At 70.6% G+C, this 17972-nt stretch carries 15 protein-coding genes and 1 pseudogene; 6 read left to right on the top strand and 10 right to left on the bottom strand.

Features of this window, described 5'->3' with window-relative positions; translation table 11 throughout:
- Nucleotides 1-261: 261 nt before the first annotated feature.
- The 5 genes from ACH4C6_RS02885 (at nt 262) to ACH4C6_RS02865 (ending at nt 5099) form a co-directional block, all read left to right on the top strand.
- On the top strand, nt 262-453 hold the full coding sequence (locus ACH4C6_RS02885; protein WP_398106731.1) for an SPOR domain-containing protein: 192 nt from the start codon (nt 262-264) through the stop codon (nt 451-453).
- 209 nt (nt 454-662) lie between these two features.
- The gene (locus tag ACH4C6_RS02880) at nt 663-1091 is read left to right on the top strand and encodes a (deoxy)nucleoside triphosphate pyrophosphohydrolase (RefSeq protein ID WP_398106730.1); all 429 of its coding nucleotides are present in this window, start codon (nt 663-665) and stop codon (nt 1089-1091) included.
- A 237-nt stretch (nt 1092-1328) separates the two neighbouring features.
- Nucleotides 1329-1736 carry an ATP-binding protein gene (locus tag ACH4C6_RS02875; protein WP_398106729.1) on the top strand — a complete coding sequence of 136 codons (408 nt, stop codon included), beginning with the start codon at nt 1329-1331 and terminating at the stop codon, nt 1734-1736.
- 252 nt (nt 1737-1988) lie between these two features.
- The gene (locus ACH4C6_RS02870) at nt 1989-4625 is read left to right on the top strand and encodes a SpoIIE family protein phosphatase (protein WP_398106728.1); all 2637 of its coding nucleotides are present in this window, start codon (nt 1989-1991) and stop codon (nt 4623-4625) included.
- A 57-nt stretch (nt 4626-4682) separates the two neighbouring features.
- Entirely contained in the window at nt 4683-5099 is a 417-nt protein-coding gene (locus ACH4C6_RS02865) for a hypothetical protein (RefSeq protein ID WP_398106727.1), read from the top strand.
- 17 nt (nt 5100-5116) lie between these two features.
- On the opposite strand, the gene ACH4C6_RS02860 is transcribed toward ACH4C6_RS02865, so the two are convergent.
- From ACH4C6_RS02860 to ACH4C6_RS02835, 6 genes are all read right to left on the bottom strand, one after another.
- The gene (locus tag ACH4C6_RS02860) at nt 5117-5983 is read right to left on the bottom strand and encodes an immunity 49 family protein (RefSeq protein WP_398106726.1); all 867 of its coding nucleotides are present in this window, start codon (nt 5981-5983) and stop codon (nt 5117-5119) included.
- A gap of 23 nt (nt 5984-6006) precedes the next feature.
- Nucleotides 6007-6825, bottom strand: coding sequence for an immunity 49 family protein (locus ACH4C6_RS02855; protein WP_398106725.1), 819 nt, complete (start codon nt 6823-6825; stop codon nt 6007-6009).
- Nucleotides 6826-6898: 73 nt separating this feature from the next.
- Complete coding sequence (locus tag ACH4C6_RS02850) at nt 6899-7762, bottom strand: immunity 49 family protein (protein WP_398106724.1); 864 nt, start codon at nt 7760-7762, stop codon at nt 6899-6901.
- Between the two features lie 89 nt (nt 7763-7851).
- Nucleotides 7852-8715 carry an immunity 49 family protein gene (locus ACH4C6_RS02845; protein ID WP_398106723.1) on the bottom strand — a complete coding sequence of 288 codons (864 nt, stop codon included), beginning with the start codon at nt 8713-8715 and terminating at the stop codon, nt 7852-7854.
- A gap of 55 nt (nt 8716-8770) precedes the next feature.
- On the bottom strand, nt 8771-9562 hold the full coding sequence (locus ACH4C6_RS02840) for an immunity 49 family protein (RefSeq protein WP_398106722.1): 792 nt from the start codon (nt 9560-9562) through the stop codon (nt 8771-8773).
- Between the two features lie 71 nt (nt 9563-9633).
- The gene (locus tag ACH4C6_RS02835) at nt 9634-12597 is read right to left on the bottom strand and encodes a hypothetical protein (RefSeq protein WP_398106721.1); all 2964 of its coding nucleotides are present in this window, start codon (nt 12595-12597) and stop codon (nt 9634-9636) included.
- 228 nt (nt 12598-12825) lie between these two features.
- Here ACH4C6_RS02835 and ACH4C6_RS02830 point away from each other — a divergent pair, with 228 nt between their 5' ends.
- A complete protein-coding gene (locus tag ACH4C6_RS02830) occupies nt 12826-13986 on the top strand; it encodes a hypothetical protein (RefSeq protein WP_398106720.1) in 1161 nt (386 codons plus the stop codon).
- Between the two features lie 45 nt (nt 13987-14031).
- Here ACH4C6_RS02830 and ACH4C6_RS02825 read toward each other — a convergent pair whose 3' ends face one another.
- The 4 genes and pseudogenes from ACH4C6_RS02825 to ACH4C6_RS02810 all read right to left on the bottom strand — a co-directional run bounded on the left by ACH4C6_RS02825 (nt 14032) and on the right by ACH4C6_RS02810 (nt 17946).
- The gene (locus ACH4C6_RS02825) at nt 14032-14808 is read right to left on the bottom strand and encodes a succinate dehydrogenase/fumarate reductase iron-sulfur subunit (RefSeq protein ID WP_398106719.1); all 777 of its coding nucleotides are present in this window, start codon (nt 14806-14808) and stop codon (nt 14032-14034) included.
- Nucleotides 14805-16745, bottom strand: a pseudogene (locus ACH4C6_RS02820) (fumarate reductase/succinate dehydrogenase flavoprotein subunit). Before ACH4C6_RS02820 ends, ACH4C6_RS02825 begins: the two are co-directional and overlap by 4 nt.
- A gap of 18 nt (nt 16746-16763) precedes the next feature.
- Complete coding sequence (locus tag ACH4C6_RS02815) at nt 16764-17600, bottom strand: hypothetical protein (protein ID WP_398106718.1); 837 nt, start codon at nt 17598-17600, stop codon at nt 16764-16766.
- A 55-nt stretch (nt 17601-17655) separates the two neighbouring features.
- On the bottom strand, nt 17656-17946 hold the full coding sequence (locus ACH4C6_RS02810) for a hypothetical protein (protein WP_398106717.1): 291 nt from the start codon (nt 17944-17946) through the stop codon (nt 17656-17658).
- Nucleotides 17947-17972: the final 26 nt, after the last annotated feature.

Below are 17972 nucleotides of genomic sequence, written 5' to 3'. Positions count from 1 at the left end.
CCGTTCCGCTTGCTCCGTCGTCACGTCGTTCCCGCTGCTCGGGGACGACGTGCGCGGTGTGCCTCCGCCCCGCGGCGCGAGGGTGTGCGGACGGCGCGTTCACGGGCGTGCGCCCCCGGGGTTCTGGCTGGTTGCGTACCTCTTTGTGTAAAGCCGTATTCGCTCCGTGAAGGTAAGGCGTAGGCTCGGGCATATGCGCAGTGCGGTTTCCTTGGCGGGTGGGGCACGGCTCAGGCCGCGGGTGGGAAGAGGAGGGGCGCGATGAACGACAGCACGGTCGCTCTGCCCTGGCTCGTGATACGCGAGGACGACAACGGCAACCGGTACCGCGTGGGCCGGTACGCGACCCGGGCCGAGGCCCAGAAGATCGCGGACAGCCTCGACGGCCGCGGCCACAAGCAGCTATACTGGGTCGAGCGCCTCGGGCAGGGCGGATCGGCCGGAGACGACTGACGGGACACGGCCGACGGGATACGGCCGACGGGCGCGACCCGCGGACCCTGCTGACGAGCGGCGAGGGCAGGCCCGGCCCAGGGGGCACCGGCCCGTGTCCGCCGGGCGGCCCGGGAGTGGACCCGGCCCGGGGAGTGGACCCGGCCCGGGGAGTGGACCCGGCCCCGGGAGTGGACCCGGCGCTCAGCGGCCTCCCGTAGGCTCCCCGCATGAGTGAGCGGATCGTCGTCGTGGGTGCCGCGCTGATCGAGGACGGGCAGCTGCTCGCCGCCCGGCGCAGCGCGCCCGTCGAACTGGCCGGGCGCTGGGAGTTGCCCGGAGGCAAGGTCGAACCGGGGGAGACGCCCGAGGCGGCGCTGGAGCGCGAGCTGCGCGAGGAACTCGGCGTCGAGGCGGAGGCCGGCGCGCGCGTCCCCGGGGAGTGGCCCCTGAAGCATCCTTACGTCCTGCAGGTGTTCACCGCGCGCCTGCGTCCCGGGTCCGCCCCGCCCGAGCCGCTCCAGGACCACGACGAACTCCGCTGGGTCGGCCCCGCGGACGTCTGGGAGGTGCGCTGGCTCGACCAGGACGTCCCGGCCGTACGGCAGACCCTCGCCCTCCTGGGGAGCCCGGGCCGCACGGGGGCGCCCGGCGTGTGACACCCGGGCAGGCATCCGGCGTGCAAGACCCGGGCAGGCGCCCGGCGTGCAAGACCCGGGCAGGCGCCCGGCGCGCGAGGCCGGACGGGGGCGTACGGGGCACCACGTCCGCTGCAGGGGCACTGCGTACGCCTTTCGTGCCACAGTGCGCCATCCCGCGCGGTACTCCGCCCCGGATATCGGGTATGTGCCCATTAACCCCATGAAACCGGACATGGGTCGGCCGTCTGTCTGGAAGTGATCGGCGTGACGAACCCCGAGGGTGACTGCGCCGAGTGGACCTTCCCCGCCGAGCCCGGCGCCGTGCGCACCGCCCGCCAGGCCGTCCGCGGCAGACTCCGCAACTGGGGCCTCGACCCCCTCGCCGACCTGGCGGCGCTGCTGGTCAGTGAGTTGGTCACCAACGCCCTGCGGCACGCCACCGGCCCCATCGGCGTCCGCCTCGTCCGCCCCTCGGGTCCGGGCGGCGTCCTGCGGGTCGAGGTCTCCGACCCGCTCCCCGACCCGCCCCGCGCACGCGCCGCACGCCCCGAGGACGAGAGCGGCCGCGGATTGCAACTGGTGGCCTCCTCCTCCCGCCGCTGGGGCACCCGGCCCGGCGGACTGGGCAAGACCGTGTGGTTCGAACTCCCGGTGCCGGAGTGAAAAAACGGTGTACGTACCCGTCATCCCTGTAGAGCGGCCGGTTCAGGCCGGTGACCGGTGCCGCGGAACGTGATTCGACGACGTGTCCCCTGGTTAGAAGACTGGAAGTGTTGTCACGGTCCGGACCGAAAACCATCGGGACCGTGCTGTGATCGTGAACACCGTGTTGTGCGGCACCGTAGTGCTGGATACTGCGGGCAGCCGCCCCCGGTGACCGGTGCCGGGCGCGGTGAGCTGGAGGGGACGGTTCGCGTGAGCGAGATACCAGCGAAGGCCACGGAGTCCGAGGACCCGTCGGAGGGCGCGAGGGCCGGGGCCGCGGACGGCCCGGACCCCGCGGCCACGGCTGCCTTCGCGGCCGACGGCGCCCGCGCGGGGGACGCGATCTGGCAGGCCAGTCCCCCCGGCTCCATCTACGACTACATCAAGGTGGCGTCCTTCTCCATCGGCCCCGACGGGCTGATCGAGCAGTGGAGCCTGCGCGCCGAGCACCTCTTCGGCATCCCCGCCGACCGGGCCGTCGGCATGGACCCCATCGAGGCGTTCATCGACCCGCGTCACCACGAGCGGGGCATGCGCAAGATGGCCGAGATCCTCGACGGCCGGGAGTGGACCGGCGTGGTGCCCTTCCGGCTGCCCAAGGGCGCCGAGGGGGAGTGCGGCCACGAGGGACTCGCCGAGGTGTACGTCATGCCGACGCGCACCGAGGACGGCGAGAAGGCCGCCGTGTGCATCGTCGTCGACGTGCGCACCCTGCGCAGCATCGAGACCGACCTCGCCGCCTCGCAGGCCATTTTCGGTCAATCGCCGTTCGGCTTCCTGCTCATCGACCCGGACCTGCGGGTCCGCCGCGCCAACAAACGGTTCGCGTCCATCTTCGGCGGCTCGCCCGACGACCATCGCGGCAAGGGCGTCCACGACTACCTCCAGCGCGCGGAGGCCGAACGGGTCTCCGCCACGCTGCGCCGCGTGCTGGAGACCGGCAACTCCATCACCGACATGCACGTCACGGGCTTTGTGCCGGACTCCGACGAACGCCGCCACTGGTCCGTCAACCTCTACCGCGTCCACAGCGGTTCGGGCCGGCCCATCGGCGTCGCCTGGCTCGGCACCGACATCACCGCCCGCCGCGCCGCCGCCCGCGAGGCCGCCGCCGCCCGCCGCAACCTCGCCCTGCTGAACGAGGCCGGCGCCCGCATCGGCAACTCCCTCGACCTGGAGACCACCGCCCGGCAACTCCTCGACGTCGTCGTCCCCGGCTTCTGCGACCTGGCCACCGTCGACCTCTACCAGGGCCTGCTGGTCGGCGACGAGACCCCGCCCGGGCTCGCCGACGGCAGCGGCGAACTGCGCCGCGTCGCCTTCGCCAGCGCCGTCTCCGACGCGCCCTTCGCCGGCGCCGGCGCGCCCGTCTCGGTCGGCGCCGTCCACCACTACCCGTTCAACTCGCCCTGCGCGGACGCCCTGCGCACGGCCCGCCCGCAGACCGTCGCCGGCGAGGACGGCGGCCTGGTGCAGTCCACGCTGGCCGTGCCGATGGTCGCCCACGACACGGTCGTCGGGCTGGTCCAGTTCGCCCGCACCAAGGGCAGCGAGCCCTTCGGCGAACGCGACCGCGACCTGGCCGTGGAACTCGCGGCCCGCGCAGCGGTCTGCATCGACAACGCCCGCCTCTACCGCCGCGAGCACGAACGCGCCCTGATACTGCAGCGGTCCCTGCTCCCGCCCGGCGACCCCGAGGCCTCCGGCCTGGACATCGCCTGCCGCTACCTGCCCGGGAGCGCCAACACCGGCCGGCCCAGCGAGGTCGGCGGCGACTGGTTCGACGTCATCGAACTGCCCGGGCACCGCACCGCCCTGGTCGTCGGCGACGTCATGGGCCGCGGCCTGCGCGCCGCCGTCGCGATGGGCGAACTGCGCACGGCGGTCCGCACCCTGGCCCAGCTCGACCTCGAACCGGCCGAGGTGCTCTCCCAGCTGGACGAGATCGCCCGGGGCCTCGGCGCTCCCGGCGGCGTCCAGCAGGCCACGCGGGCGGCCCGCCGCCCCCGCGAGGCCGACCTGTCGGAGGTCTACCTGGCCACCTGCGTCTACGCCGTCTACGACTCCGTCACCCGGCGCTGCACGTTCGCCAACGCCGGCCATCTGCCGCCCGTCCTGGTCGAACCCGGCGAGCCGGCCCTGATGCTGGACGTACCGCCGGGCATGCCCCTCGGCGTCGGCGGCGAGCCCTTCGAGGAGGTCGAGGTCGAACTGCCCGAGGGCGCCCTGCTCGCGCTCTACACCGACGGACTGGTCGAGAGCCGCGACCACCCCCTCGACGAGGGCCTCCAGGCCTTCGTCAGCGCCCTGGCCGACCCCACCCAGCCGCTGGAGGACGTCTGCGACCACGTCCTCCACACGCTCGACACCCATCACGGCGAGGACGACATCGCCCTGCTGATGGCACGCGTCCAGGGCCTGCCCACCGAGTCCGTCGGGGACTGGACCCTGCCGCGCGAGCCGCGCAGTGTGGGCCGGGCCCGCGAGTACGCCCGCGCCCAGCTGCTCAGCTGGGACCTGGAGCCGCTCGTCGACACCACGGAACTGCTCGTCAGCGAACTCGTCACCAACGCCCTGCGGTACGGCGAGGGCGAGATCCGCCTGCGGCTCCTCCTGGACCGCACTCTGGTCTGCGAGGTGTGGGACGCGGGTCTGGTCCAGCCGCGCCGCCGCCGCGCGCGCGACACGGACGAGGGCGGCCGCGGGCTGCAACTGGTCGGCCTCCTCAGCGCGGCCTGGGGCTCCCGCCGCACCCCGCGCGGCAAGACCGTCTGGTTCGAACTCCCCCTCCCCGACGGCGGCCCGGGCCTCCCGGACCCGGCGGAGGCACTGCTGAGCCTGTTCTGAACGCGCACCCCCGGCCGGCGATCACCCCCGGCCGGGCCGGGCCTACACTCCTCGCGCATGAGTGACCTCTACGCCGTTGACCTCGCCCTCGACCTGTCGCCCACGACGCCCGACCCCGTGCTGGAGCTCCTGCGCCTGCACCTCGAGGGCGACACCGACGGCCAGGGCGACGAGGCGGAGTTCGTCCCCCTGCTGGCGGACCGCGGCCCGGCCCGGCGCATCGGAGGCCTCCTCACCGGTGCCCTCCAGCGCGCCGAGCACCACTGGTCCCTGACGGCCCGCCAGGAGATCCACGCCGAGCTGCTCGCCGACCTGATGTCACTGGCGGAGACGCTCGCGCACCATGCGAAGAACGAGGGCGTCATCGGTCAACTGCGCTGGTACGAGAACGACATCCCCGACCTGCTCGTGGCCCGTTCCGGAGCCCTGGTGACGATGGACCTGCGAGAAGCGGACCCCACCGCCCCTCACTAGGCGGCCTCTGCCGGACGTCAGGTGGGGAACTCACCCACCCAGGCCCGCGTCAGGAGGGCCCGAGGGATGTACTCGGACTCCACCTCTACGGGCAGGCCGGCGTCGTAGGCCATGCAGGCGAGGGCGAGCGGGGCGAGAGCGACCAGCCCCTCGCCGCTGAGCGACCGTGCCTCGTTGGCGGTCCAGAATTCCTTGTGCCAGGTGAGGGCGTCGACGAGTGCGGCGTTGAACTGCTCGGCCTCGCGGCGCAGACAGCGCTGGAACAGTTCCAGCGGCGGGTGGAGGATCTTCAGCATGAGTTCCGGGCCGGCGATCCTGGCCGCCTCGGGCGTCGTGCCGTCGACGGCGGTGACGAGCGTGTCCCAGGTCTCCTGGCGACCGAACCAGAAGTGCTGGAGGGTTTCCACCCAGGCGTAGACGTACTCGTCGAACTCCGCGCCGGACTCCCGCAGGAAGGAGACGGGCACGTGTGCCAGCTGGTCGACCCGGTCGTTGTCGCGGCAGATCACCGCCAGGTAGAACGAGGTCAGCCAGTTGCCCGCGTGCAGATAGTCCTGCGGACCGGTGGCGGGCAGCTGCTTCACCTCGCCGTTGCTGCCCACGCGGCACGACACGGTGCCCTCGGTGGCCATGCCGGCTGCAAAAAGCCCGCAACCGACCTGCATGGCGGTGACCCACGCCTCCCAGGCCGGGAACCCACCCGCTGTCGGGTCCGTCAGACAGCGCCACTTCGCCAGCGTGAGCGCTGTGTCCAGGGCGTCGTATCGGTCGTCCTCCGACGTCTCGATGTGGTCGAGCACGTCCTTGGTGCCCCTGACGACAGGGGCGATGAGCTCACCCGCGTCGTCCGTGCGGAAGGCATGGCGGGGGATGCGGGTGACCATGTGATGACACCGCCCAACGTGCGTCATGTGGGGAACTCACCGCACCAGTTGCGCTTGATCAGCACGGCCGGGAGGTACTCGGACTCGACCTCGATCGGGATGCCCGCGTCGTGTGCGAAGCAGGTGATGGCGAGTGGCGCGAGGGCGACGAGTCCCGCGACGCTGACGGCACGGTCCTCCTCGCTCCAGTACTGCTTGTGCAGTTCGAGTGCCTGAGCCAACGCGCGGTTGAAGCCCTCGTGGTCCTTGCGGATGAAGCGGTGGAACATCTCCATGGGCGGATAGACGAGTGTGTTCACCGCTTCCCGGTCGAAGACGGTCTCGGGGTCGGTGCCGTCAACGGCCGAGACCAGCTTGGCGACGAAATCCTGGCCGCCGAGCCAGTAGGTCTGGAGTGTGTCGATCCAGGCGTAGTCGTGCTCCTCGAACTGCTCGCCGTTCTCACGCAGCAAGGACAACGGAACGCGGCACAGCGCCGTGATCCTGTCCCTCTCCCGGCACGCCACCGCCAGGTAGAAGGCCGTGAGCCATGCTCCGGGGTGCACGTACCACTGCGGGCCCGTCGCCTGCAGCGTGCGGTCCTTGTGCGCGATGCGGCACTGCACATTCCCCTCGGTCGCCGTCGCGGTGGCGAAGACGGCGGAACCCACCTGCATCGCGGTCACCCAGGCGTCCCACGTCGGAAAGATCGCCGCCCGCGGATCCATGAGGCAGTGCGCTTGGGCCAGGGTGACAATCGTACTCAGGGCATCGCCGAGCCCAGTCGCATCCTCTTCCAGTCCCTCGAGCAGTTCCTTGGCGTTCTCCCGAAGGACGGCGAGACCCTCTTCCGCGTTCCCCATGGGCAACGGAGGGCGGGAGATGACAGCAGTCAGCAGATTCTCCTTGTGAAGTGTGGGTGCGACGCACCGACTGCTACGACGTCGGAAACTCGCCGAGCCACGCGCGGTCGAGCAACTGGCCAGGCATGTAGGGGGATTCCACGTCGATAGGGAAGCCGGCGTCATGGGCGAGACAGGTGATGGCCAGGAGGCCGAGTGCGAGGTAGCCGTCGACGGAGCGTTCCCGGTCCTCGTCAGCGGTCCAGAACTCCCTGTGGAGCACCAGGGCTTCATGCAGAGCCCGATTGAAGCCTTGGTGGTCCTTGCGCAGGAATTGGTGGAAGAGGCCGATCGGCTGGTAGAGGATTTTGTCCAGTACCTCCCGGTCGGCGATACGTGCGACCTCCGGTGAGGAACCCTCGACAGCCGATTCGAGCTTCTCACCCAGACCTGGACGCTCCAGCCAGTAGGTCTGCAAGGCGTCGATCCAGCGAAAGACGAACTCGTCGTATTCGCCGCCTGACGCACGCAGGAGATCCACCGGGACTTCGCAGAGCTTCGTCATCTGCGACTGTTCGCGGCAGACGACTGCCAGCCAGAATGCGGAGAGCCAGTTTCCCGCGTCGGCGTAGTACTGCGGACCCGTCGCCGGAATGGTCAGCGTCCGGTGCGGGAACCGGACCTCGACGCTTCCCTCGGTTCGGCCGGCCGTGGCGAAGGCCGCGCACGTCACGTGCATGGTTGTCACCGTGGCTTCCCAGGTGCGCAGAGTCGCGGCGTCCGGATCGACCGCGAGGCATGCGTTCAGGTAGGTCATGGCTTCGCTCAGCGCGCTGTCGAGCATGCGTGGCGACTGCTCGAGAAGCGCGATCGTCTCAGCGAGCCCCTCGCCCAGGTCCTGCGCGTACCCCTCGTCATCGGGCCCCGGGCCGCCGTGCCGCGCCACCCGTGTCGTCACAGTGTTCTCCCGTCAGCCGATGTCAAGTGAGCGCAGCCTGCAGGGCGTCACCGGTTCACTGGCGTGGTGCGCAAGGGCTCCGCCCTTGGCTACTGGGTCGGGAACTCGCCCAGCCACCCCCGCTCGAGCAGATGCTTGGGCAGGTAGTCGGACTCCACCCAGATCGGGATTCCCCCGTCGAAGGCGAGACAGGCGACGGCGAGCACCCCGACAGCGATCCGGCCCTCAGGATCCTTGGCTCGGTCCTCGTCGGCGGTCCAGTAGGCCTTGTGCAGCTCGAGAGCCTCCACAAGTGCCTGGTTGAAGCCGTCGTCGTCCTGGCGCAGGAAGCGGTGGAACAGGTTGATCGGCGGATACAGCACATGCTGCAGCAGATCGCGAGGGACGAACCTTGCTGCATCGGGATGCGACTGCTGGAACGCGGCCGTCAGCTCGTCCACCAGGCCGGGCGTCTGCAGCCAGTAGGCCTGGAGCGCCGCGACCCAGTGGTAGATGTACTCATCGAACTGCCCTTCGGGCGATCGCAGGCGCTCGACCGGGATCTCGCACAGCTGGGTGAGGCGCTGCCGGTCCCGGCAGATGACGGCGAGCCAGAAGGTGGTCAGCCAGTTTCCGGCGTCGGCGTAAGGGCGGGGGCCGATGGCCGGGATCCGCCGGACCTGGTGGTTGATGCGGCACTCGACGACACCGTCCGCCTGCCCAGTGGCGGCGAACAGTGCCGACCCGATCTGCAGGGCGGAGACAGTCGCCTCCCACGTCTCGAGCTGTGCTGCGCGGGGATCCACCGTGCACCGGGCCTGCAGGTGCAGCAGGGCGGTGTCGAACATGAAGTCGAGCCTGCCGGGCCGCTGCTCGACCTTCTCCGCGTCCGCCGCGACATCCTCCCCGAGAGACTCGGCCCAGCTCGCGGACTGAGGTTTCGGTTCCCAGTGCCGGGCGACGGTGGTGGTCACGGCGCCGCATCCGTGTGCTTGTCGGTCACATCGAGACGACGCCGCCCGGAGTACGTCACGTGGGGAACTCACCGCACCAGTTGCGCTTGATCAGGACGGCCGGGAGGTACTCGGACTCGACCTCGACGGGCAGGCCCGCGTCGTGGGCGAAGCAGGCGATGGCGAGTGGCGCGAGGGCGACGAGACCCGAGGCCTGGAAGGTGCGGTCCTCCTCGCTCCAGTACTGCTTGTGCAGTTCCAGCGCCCGGGCCAGTGCCTGGTTGAAGGTTTCCGGGTCCTTCCGGATGAAGCGGTGGAAGACCTCCATCGGCGGATACAGCAGCTTGCTCACCGTCTCGGGGTCCGCGACGGCTTCCGGTTCGGTGCCGTCGACCGCGGCGACCAGCTTCGGGCCCAGGTCCGGGCCGCCGAGCCAGTAGGTCTGGAGGGTGTCGATCCAGAGGTAGTGGTACTCCTCGAACTGTCCGCCGTTCTCCCGCAGAAGGGACAACGGGACCTGGCACAGAGCGGTGATCCGGTCCCTTTCCCGGCAGATCACGGCCAGGTAGAAGGCGGAGAGCCAACTACCGGGATTCACGTACCACTGCGGACCGGTGGCCCGCAGAGTGCGGTCCTTGTGCGCGATGCGGCACTGCACCTGGTCGTCCGTCGCGGTCGCCGCGGCGAAGACGGCTGAGCCGACCTGCATCGCCGTGACCCAGGCGTCCCACGTCGGGAACTCCGCCGCCCGAGGATCGACCAGGCAGCGCGACTGGGCCAGCGTGAGCGTGACGCGCTGGGCGTCGCCCAGCCTCGTGGAGCTTTCCTCCAGCCCGTCGATCAGCTGCCGCACGTTCTCCTGGAGCACAGCGAGACCCTCTTCCGCGTTCCCCGTGGGCAACGGGGGGCGGGAAATGATCGAGACCAACGCGTCTCTCCTTAGAAGATCTTGAAGTGCTTGAGCTCGGCTCCAGCATACTTACCGGTGTTCTCAGTGGCCTGGACGAGGACATAGCGCAAGGACTTGTTCTCGATCGCCGTCCGAATCTCCGCGGCGTACTTCGCGTCGTTCGGCGAGAAGATCGCACGCTCTTCCATATCGGCCAAAATGGTGCGGACGTACTCGATGGTTCCTTGTTTCACCATCGTGCCGCTGTCCTGCAGGCCGTTGCCCTGACGCCAGTCCAACCTCGCATTGGGGGCCTTCGCCTCCACGATGATGAGATTGCCGTCCTTGTCACGCCACAACTGGTCGAACCTCTTGGAGCCGTTGGGGGTATCGGGGAGATCGGTGACCTCCCGTGCTCCCTCGAACTCCTTCTGGGCCAGCATGTGCCGACGGGCCGCTTCCTCGCCCAGTGCTTCACCGAGCTTGCTGTTGTTGGAAACGCCGTCTCCGACAACGGTGTTGAAACGCTCCTGTGCGTCGAGAAGTGCCTTCGCCGTCTCGTCGGAGGGGTCGGTCTTGTACGCTCTTTCGGCATTTGTGAGGTCCGTACCCGCTATGCGCCGGGCCGAGACGTCGTCGAGATGATTCAGGTTCTCGGGTGGCACCGTGTCCCGACCCCTTTCCAGTGGGGTCAGGTGGAACCGCTCCGGGTTCGCGTACGGCATCGCGTCGGCGGCCATCCAGCCGCCCCCCGGCTTCTCGACCAGCTTGGGCAGCAGCTGGCCGTCGACCATCTCCTCGGCGTTGTTGCGCTTGCCCGGACCCCACTTGTCATAGTGCTCCGCGCGCCAGACCGGGTCCTCGTTGGCCAGCCGGACGTGCTCGCGGGTGATCGCGGCCCGCTCGTCGGGAGTGCGATCGTCGGCGGGCTTCTCGCGCGCCGCCTCGTACTCCGCGCGGTGCCGAGCAGCGTCGTCCGCGTGCTGAGCCGGCCCGCCGGTGGCATCGTCCGCCCCGCCCGCGACGTCGTCCGCGCCCCGTGCCGCGTCGTCCGCACCCGCGCCCAGGTCGTCCGCGCCCCGGCCCAGGTCGTCCGCTCCGCCGGGCAGGCCGCCGCTGCCCGGTGCCGGCGGCTCGTGGTGGCCGCCGGCGCCCGGTGCGGGGCCGTCGCCGTGTGTGCCGCTCGTGCCCGGGCCGTCCGTGTGGCCGGCGGTGGACGGCGTCTCCGGGCGGCCCGCACCCGTCCCCGGGGTGCCGTCGGGGCCGCCGTGGCGCCCGTTGTCCAGCTCGTTCGTGGGCAGGTGGTCGCCCACCCGGCCGCCTGGCGTGTGGCCCGCCGTGCCGCCCGGAAGGTGGTCGCCCACCGAGCCCCCGGGGAGGTCCCCTCCGGCGTGGACGGCCGGGGTGGTGGCCGGGTTGTCCGTGGCCCGGCCGACGTCGCCCAGGTCGGTGTCGAGGCTGTTGCCCAGGTTCAGGTGGGTGCCCGCGTCCACCGTGTGGGGGGCCGCGCCCGCCATCGCCGGGACCTTCGCCGGGGAGTCCACCCTGGGCACGTCCGCGCCCGCCGGACCCGTGCTCTCCGGGCCCGCGGGGCGGTCCACGACGTCCTGCGTGCCGGGCTTCTCGACGTCCAGCAGGACCTTGCCCTGTCCGTCCACGATGTTGCCGTTGCCGTCGGCGTACAGGACCGGATCGCCACCCTCGGCCTTCACCGGCAACGCGTCCTCGTGCACCACCGGCACGTCGTCGGGCACCTTGAACCCGCCGCCCGGCAGCTCGTGCAGCCCAGCCGGGACCGCCGCACCCTCCGGCAGGTGCACCGTCCCGTCCGGCAGCACCGTCGAACCCTTCGGCAGCGTCAGCGCGTTCTCCGGGAGTGTGGGGATGTCGATGTTGCCGACCCCGCGCAGGCCCTTGGTGATGTCGCCGATCTTCGACAGGCCCGCGCCGGCGCCCTTGGCGATGTAGGTCATCGGGTCGATCACCCGGCCCGCCTTGCCCGCCACCGACAACGCCTTCGCCACCGCACCGGCCTTGCCCGCACCCGACGCCGCAGCCCCCGCACCACCCGTGAACACCGTCGTGACCACGTTGAACGTCACCGCACCCGCAGCACGCGCAGGGTTCTTGCCCCACTCGTCCCACGCCACCAGCGCCTTGCCCGTCTCCTTCATCGCCGTGCGCGAATCACGGATCCAGGAGGGAAGTTTGTCGTCCGGCAGCGCCCAGAACGCCGTCGCCACACCCGGGATCGCCGACAGGGCAAGCCCCGTCGCCAGCTGCGCCAGACCCTTCCAGGCCTGGCCCATCGCCTCCCAGCCACCGAAACCGACCAGCGTGCCCAGGCCCTTGATCGTGCCCCAGATGCCGTCCACGATCAGCCCGTCCCACACAAAGGACTTCACCCAGTGGCCGACCTCGTACCAGTGGTGCTTCTCCTCCACCGGGTCACCCCAGGGAAGCTTCGCGTTCTTCAGGTCCTCCGCGTTGAACCCGTACTGGTTCTCCTTCTCGGAGCCATCTCCGGCCACCATCTGCGCGCCGCCGGGCCACAGCGCGGTGATCTTGTTGTGGCAGGTGCGCTCCGCCGCCCAGAACGCAGCCACCGTCGCGGTGATGTCGTCCCGCAGCTTGTTGTGCTCCCCGACCTTGTCCTCGTCGTACTCCCACTCGTCGTCGTCCTTCACCGACGACACGAACGCCGCCGCGTCCGCCTTCAACTGCTTCAGCTTCGCCACCAGCGGACGCACCTCGGTGGCATACGACGACAACGCCCCCGACACCGTCTCCAGATCGTCCGCGAACGCATCCGCCCGGTCCTTCACCGGCTTGGTCGTGGCGAACAACTGCTCCGCCTCCGGAGCCGAGTAATACGCCGACAAGCCCTGGAACCGGGAATGAATGTCCCCACCGGCACCCCGGACCGCACCCGCGTCCTTCTTCAGGGCCGCATGGTCCGACTCCAGCTGCTCCAGATCACCCGTGAACTGCGGGATCTTCTCCGGCTGGATCACTGCTTCCCCACCCCCGTGTGTCCGTCACCATCGGCTCGGCAAGTCATCCCAGGCTCTGGCAAGTTGGATCATCTTACAAAGGGGAATGCGGCTGTTTCAGGGCTCGTTACGGAACCCCTACACAGGCGGAGCACTCCGGTGAGGAGGCGTCACGCCGCGGCCGGCCGCAACCGGGGCGCCGACCTTCGTCGTCCTCCCACGCAACACCCGTCAGCGAGGGGGAGTGGGATGGGGATGGAGACGACGGGGCGTACCGAGCCGGTGTCCGGCAGCGAGGTGACAGAGGGGAGTGCGAGCGTCACACCCGGGGGCGCACAAGGCGCGCGACCCGGCCCGCAGGGCGCGCCGCCCGGTCCGCAGGCGGCTGCGCGCTCCCGCCGCACCCGCCTGGTCCGCCGGGCGCGGCGCATCGCCCTCGCGCTCGTGCTCGCCCTGCTCCTCCCCGTGCTCGCCGCCGAGACGGCCCTCTACGTCCACCACACCGGCGACCTCGCGCCGGGCACCCGCACCCGCGACCGCGACGCCCTCTGGCTCGGCCACGCCTGGGTCGACGGGCGCAGGAAGGACGCCGACGTCCGGGCCCTGGCCGACCGCCTCCACGACACCGGCGTCCGGGACCTGTACGTGCACACCGGACCGCTGGAGCATGACGGCACGCTGCCGAAGTCCGTGTATCCGAAGGCACGTTGGTTCATCGACGCGGTGCACCGGGAGATGCCCGGCGTGCGGGTCCAGGCGTTCCTGGGCGACGTCCTCGCGACGGAGGGCCCGGAGGGCATGCGGCTGGCGGAGCCCCGGACCCGGGCGGCGGTCGTCGCGTCCGCCCGGCAGGTCCTGGACGCCGGCTACGAGGGCGTCCACCTCGACCTCGAACCGCTGCACTCCGGCGACCGCGACTACCTCGCCCTGCTCGACGCCCTGCGCAGCGAGACCCGTGCGCGCGACGCCCGGCTCTCCGTCGCCGCACACCAGATCGATCCGCTGCCCGGCTTCCACACCCTGTGGGGCGGCGTCACCGGCCACCCCAAGTGGTGGTCGCAGCAGTTCTTCGGCCAGGTCGCCCGACGCGTCGACCAGATCGCCATGATGTCGTACGACACGATGCAGCCGCTGGAGAGCACCTACAGCGGCTACGTCGCCCAGCAGACGTCCCTCGCGCTGGAGGTGACGCCGTCCTCCACCGACCTGCTGATGGGCCTGCCGTTCTTCCACGAGAACCGCTTCGGCCACTGGAATCACGCCGAGACCGTCCCCGCCGCCGTACGCGGCGTCCGCCTCGGCCTGTCGCGCACGGACGCGGACCGTGCCCGCTTCGGCGTCGCCCTGTACATCGACTTCGCCGCGACCGAGGCGGACTGGCGTGCCTACGAGAAGGGGTGGCTCGGGTGAGCGGCCCGGGGCACGGGCCCGGCGGCGCGCACGGCCGCCGGGTGCTCAGCCCGCCGAGGAGCGGCGTCTGATCTTCGAGCCCAGCCAGACCAGCGGGTCGTACTTGCGGTCGATCGCGCGTTCCTTCAGGGGGATCAGGGCGTTGTCCGTGATCTTGATGCCCTCGGGGCAGACCTCCGTGCAGCACTTGGTGATGTTGCAGTAGCCCAGGCCGTGTTCGTCCTGGGCGGTGGCCTTGCGGTCCAGGCCCGTCTCCGCCGCCGCGTCCAGCGGGTGCATGTCCAGCTCCGCGACCCGCATCAGGAAGCGGGGCCCGGCGAAGGCCTGCTTGTTCTCCTCGTGGTCACGGACGACATGGCAGGTGTCCTGGCACAGGAAGCACTCGATGCACTTGCGGAACTCCTGCGGCCGGTCCACGTCCTCCTGCATCATGCGGTACTCGCCGGGGGCGACCCCGGCCGGCGGCACGAAGGCCGGGACCTGTCTGGCCTTGTCGTAGTTGAAGCCGACGTCCGTGACGAGGTCGCGGATCACCGGGAAGGCCCGCAGCGGTGTGACCGTGATCGTCTCCGCCCGGTCGAAGACCGACATGCGCGTCATGCACATCAGCCGCGGACGGCCGTTGATCTCCGCCGAGCACGAACCGCACTTGCCCGCCTTGCAGTTCCAGCGCACCGCGAGATCGGGCGCCTGGGTGGCCTGGAGGCGGTGGACGATGTCCAGCACCACCTCACCGTCGTTGACCTCGACCTCGAAGTCCTCCAGGCCGCCGCCTGCCGTGTCGCCGCGCCACACCTTGAAGTGGGCCGTGTAGCCGCTCATTCGTACAGCTCCTCTTCGGCGAGGTACTTGACGAGCTCCTCCTTGTCGAACAGGGCGAGCAGATCGGCACGGACGGGTTCGGTGGTCTCCCGGGCGAGGGTGATCTGGCCCCGGACCGGGTCCGTCGCCGCCAGTCCGCCCGTCGGGTCGGTGAGCGCGCACAGCAGGTTGATCCGCCGCCACTTGCGGTCCATGCCCGGGTGGTCCTCACGGGTGTGGCCGCCGCGCGACTCGGTGCGCTCCAGCGCTGCCCGCGCCACGCACTCGCTGACCAGCAGCATGTTCCTGAGGTCGAGGGCGAGGTGCCAGCCCGGGTTGAACTGCCGGTGCCCCTCGACCCCGGCCCGGCGGGCCCGCACCCGCAGCTCCGCGAGCTTCTCCAGGGCCTGCTTCATCTCCGGCTCACGGCGGATGATGCCGACCAGGTCGTTCATGGTCTGCTGCAGTTCCTGGTGCAGGGTGTAGGGGTTCTCCGGCGGGCCGCCCGACGGTTCCTCGGTCTCCGCTTCGGCGGAGAAGGGCCGCAGGGCCTCGGCCGCGGCGGCCTCGACCAGGGAGTCGTCCACCACCGGCCGCGCCCCCGTGAGCCCCGCCGTGTACGCGGCCGCGTGCCAGCCGGCCCGGCGGCCGAACACCAGCAGGTCGGACAGGGAGTTCCCGCCGAGCCGGTTGGAGCCGTGCATGCCGCCGGCCACCTCGCCGGCCGCGAACAGGCCCGGCACGCCGCGCGCCGCGGCCGTGTCGGACTCGACCGCGACCCCGCCCATCACGTAGTGGCAGGTGGGGCCGACCTCCATCGCCTCCGCCGTGATGTCGACGTCCGCCAGCTCCTTGAACTGGTGGTACATCGACGGCAGCCGCCGCTTGACGACCTCGGCCGGCATCCGCGTCGACACGTCGAGGAACACGCCCCCGTGCGGTCAACCGCGGCCCTCCTTCACCTCGGAGTTGATCGCCCGGGCGACCTCGTCACGGGGGAGCAGCTCGGGCGGACGCCGGTTGTGGTCCGGGTCGTCGTACCAGCGGTCGGCCTCCTCCTCGGTCTCGGCGTACTTGTCCTTGAAGACGTCGGGGACGTAGTCGAACATGAACCGCTTGCCGTCGGAGTTGCGCAGCACACCGCCGTCACCCCGCACCGACTCGGTGACGAGGATGCCCTTCACCGACGGCGGCCAGACCATGCCCGTCGGGTGGAACTGCACGAACTCCATGTTGAGCAGCGGAGCACCCGCGAGGAGCGCCAGGGCGTGCCCGTCGCCGGTGTACTCCCACGAGTTCGACGTCACCTTGAAGGACTTGCCGATGCCGCCGGTGGCGATCACCACGGCGGGCGCCTCCAGCACGAAGAAGCGCCCCGACTCGCGCGCGTAGCCGAAGACGCCGGAGACCCGGTCCCCTTCCTTCAGCACGCGCGTGACCGTGCACTCCTGGAAGACCTTCAGCCGGGACTCGTAGTCACCGGTGGCCTCGAAGTCCTCCTGCTGGAGGGCGACGATCTTCTGCTGGAGGGTGCGGATCAGCTCCAGGCCGGTGCGGTCGCCGACGTGCGCGAGGCGCGGGTACTCGTGCCCGCCGAAGTTGCGCTGGGAGATCCGCCCGTCCTTCGTACGGTCGAACAGCGCGCCCCAGGTCTCCAGCTCCCAGACCCGCTGCGGCGCCTCCTGCGCGTGCAGTTCGGCCATGCGCCACTGGTTGAGGAACTTCCCGCCGCGCAGGGTGTCGCGGAAGTGGACCTGCCAGTTGTCGCCGCTGTTGACGTTGCCCATCGCCGCGGCGATGCCGCCCTCGGCCATCACCGTGTGCGCCTTGCCGAACAGCGACTTGCAGATCACGGCCGTACGGGCGCCCCGCTCGCGGGCCTCGATCGCGGCGCGCAGCCCGGCACCGCCGGCGCCCACCACGACGACGTCCCATTCCTGCCGGTCGACCACGGACATCAGTCGGTCCCCATCCCTCTAGAAGAAGCGCGGATCGTCGAAGACGCCGGACGCGACCAGGTAGACGTAGAGATCGGCGAGCGCCACGCTCACCAGCGACGCCCAGGCGAGCTGCATGTGCCGGGCGTTGAGCTTCCCGGCCCACTGCCACATCCGGTAGCGCACGGGATGCCGGGAGAAGTGCTTCAGCTTGCCGCCGACGATGTGCCGGCAGGAGTGGCAGGAGATCGTGTACGCCCAGATCAGCACGATGTTGACGAGGAACACCAGCGTGCCCAGGCCCATGTGGCCCCAGGCGTAGGTCTCGTCGCGGAAGGCGAGCACGGTGTCGTAGGTGAGGATGCCGGCGACCAGGAGCGCGGCGTAGAAGAAGTAGCGGTGGACGTTCTGGAGGATCAGCGGGAAGCGGGTCTCACCGGTGTACTTCCTGTGCGGCTCGGCCACCGCGCAGGCCGGCGGGGAGGCCCAGAAGCCCCGGTAGTAGGCCTTGCGGTAGTAGTAGCAGGTCAGCCGGAAGCCGAGCGGGAAGATCAGGATGATGATGGCGGGGGAGATCCCCCACCAGCTCCCGAAGATCTCCCAGTTGGGGCCGGACCGCATCGGCTCGCACCGCTCGGCCAGGCAGGGGGAGTAGAAGGGCGAGACGTAGGGCGCCGCGTAGTAGTCGGCGTCGGCGAACGCCCGCCACGTCGAGTACATGATGAAGGCGAGCAGCCCGGCGACCGTGCCGGCCGGGGCCAGCCACCAGCGGTCGGTGCGCAGGTGCGGGGCGGCGATCGCGGCGCGCGTACCCGTCCGCACGCCGCCGCTTCTCGGACGGGGATCGGTGGCGGGAGGTTCCGTACCAGTGGCCACGTGACGACTCCGGTCGGGTGTCGGGGGAGGTGCCGGTCGCTCGACGCCCTCCCGGTCAGGGGGCGCGCCGGTCCCGGGCGCCGAGCCCCTCGTCGTCCGAGTCGATCCACAGGGAGGGGTCGTAGGGGGCGTCCGAGATGGTGACCAGCTCCGGGCGGACGGGCGCGGCCGGTGAGGCGGCGACCTCACGCAGCAGGGCGACGCTCTCGCGCAGGTGGCCCGCGTCGGCGCGGACGCGGCGCATCTCCAGGCTGCCGGTGCCGAGCTGCTTCTCCAGGCGTCCCAGCGAGCGGGACAGTTCGTCGAGACTGCGCTGGACTGACGTCAGTTCGTCGTGAACGGACATGACTTGCCCTCACTTCCACGGGTCCT

Source organism: Streptomyces sp. NPDC017943 (assembly GCF_044328425.1).
Taxonomy (GTDB): Bacteria; Actinomycetota; Actinomycetes; order Streptomycetales; family Streptomycetaceae; genus Streptomyces; species Streptomyces djakartensis_A.
This window is presented reverse-complemented; position numbering and strand designations above follow the sequence as displayed.

Coding starts and splice junctions, on each gene's coding strand:
- ACH4C6_RS02885 (WP_398106731.1), top strand. CDS start 262: ATGAACGACAGCACGGTCGCTCTGCCCTGGCTCGTGATACGCGAGGAC.
- ACH4C6_RS02880 (WP_398106730.1), top strand. CDS start 663: ATGAGTGAGCGGATCGTCGTCGTGGGTGCCGCGCTGATCGAGGACGGG.
- ACH4C6_RS02865 (WP_398106727.1), top strand. CDS start 4,683: ATGAGTGACCTCTACGCCGTTGACCTCGCCCTCGACCTGTCGCCCACG.
- ACH4C6_RS02860 (WP_398106726.1), bottom strand. CDS start 5,983: ATGGTCACCCGCATCCCCCGCCATGCCTTCCGCACGGACGACGCGGGT.
- ACH4C6_RS02855 (WP_398106725.1), bottom strand. CDS start 6,825: ATGGGGAACGCGGAAGAGGGTCTCGCCGTCCTTCGGGAGAACGCCAAG.
- ACH4C6_RS02830 (WP_398106720.1), top strand. CDS start 12,826: ATGGGGATGGAGACGACGGGGCGTACCGAGCCGGTGTCCGGCAGCGAG.
- ACH4C6_RS02825 (WP_398106719.1), bottom strand. CDS start 14,808: ATGAGCGGCTACACGGCCCACTTCAAGGTGTGGCGCGGCGACACGGCA.
- ACH4C6_RS02810 (WP_398106717.1), bottom strand. CDS start 17,946: ATGTCCGTTCACGACGAACTGACGTCAGTCCAGCGCAGTCTCGACGAA.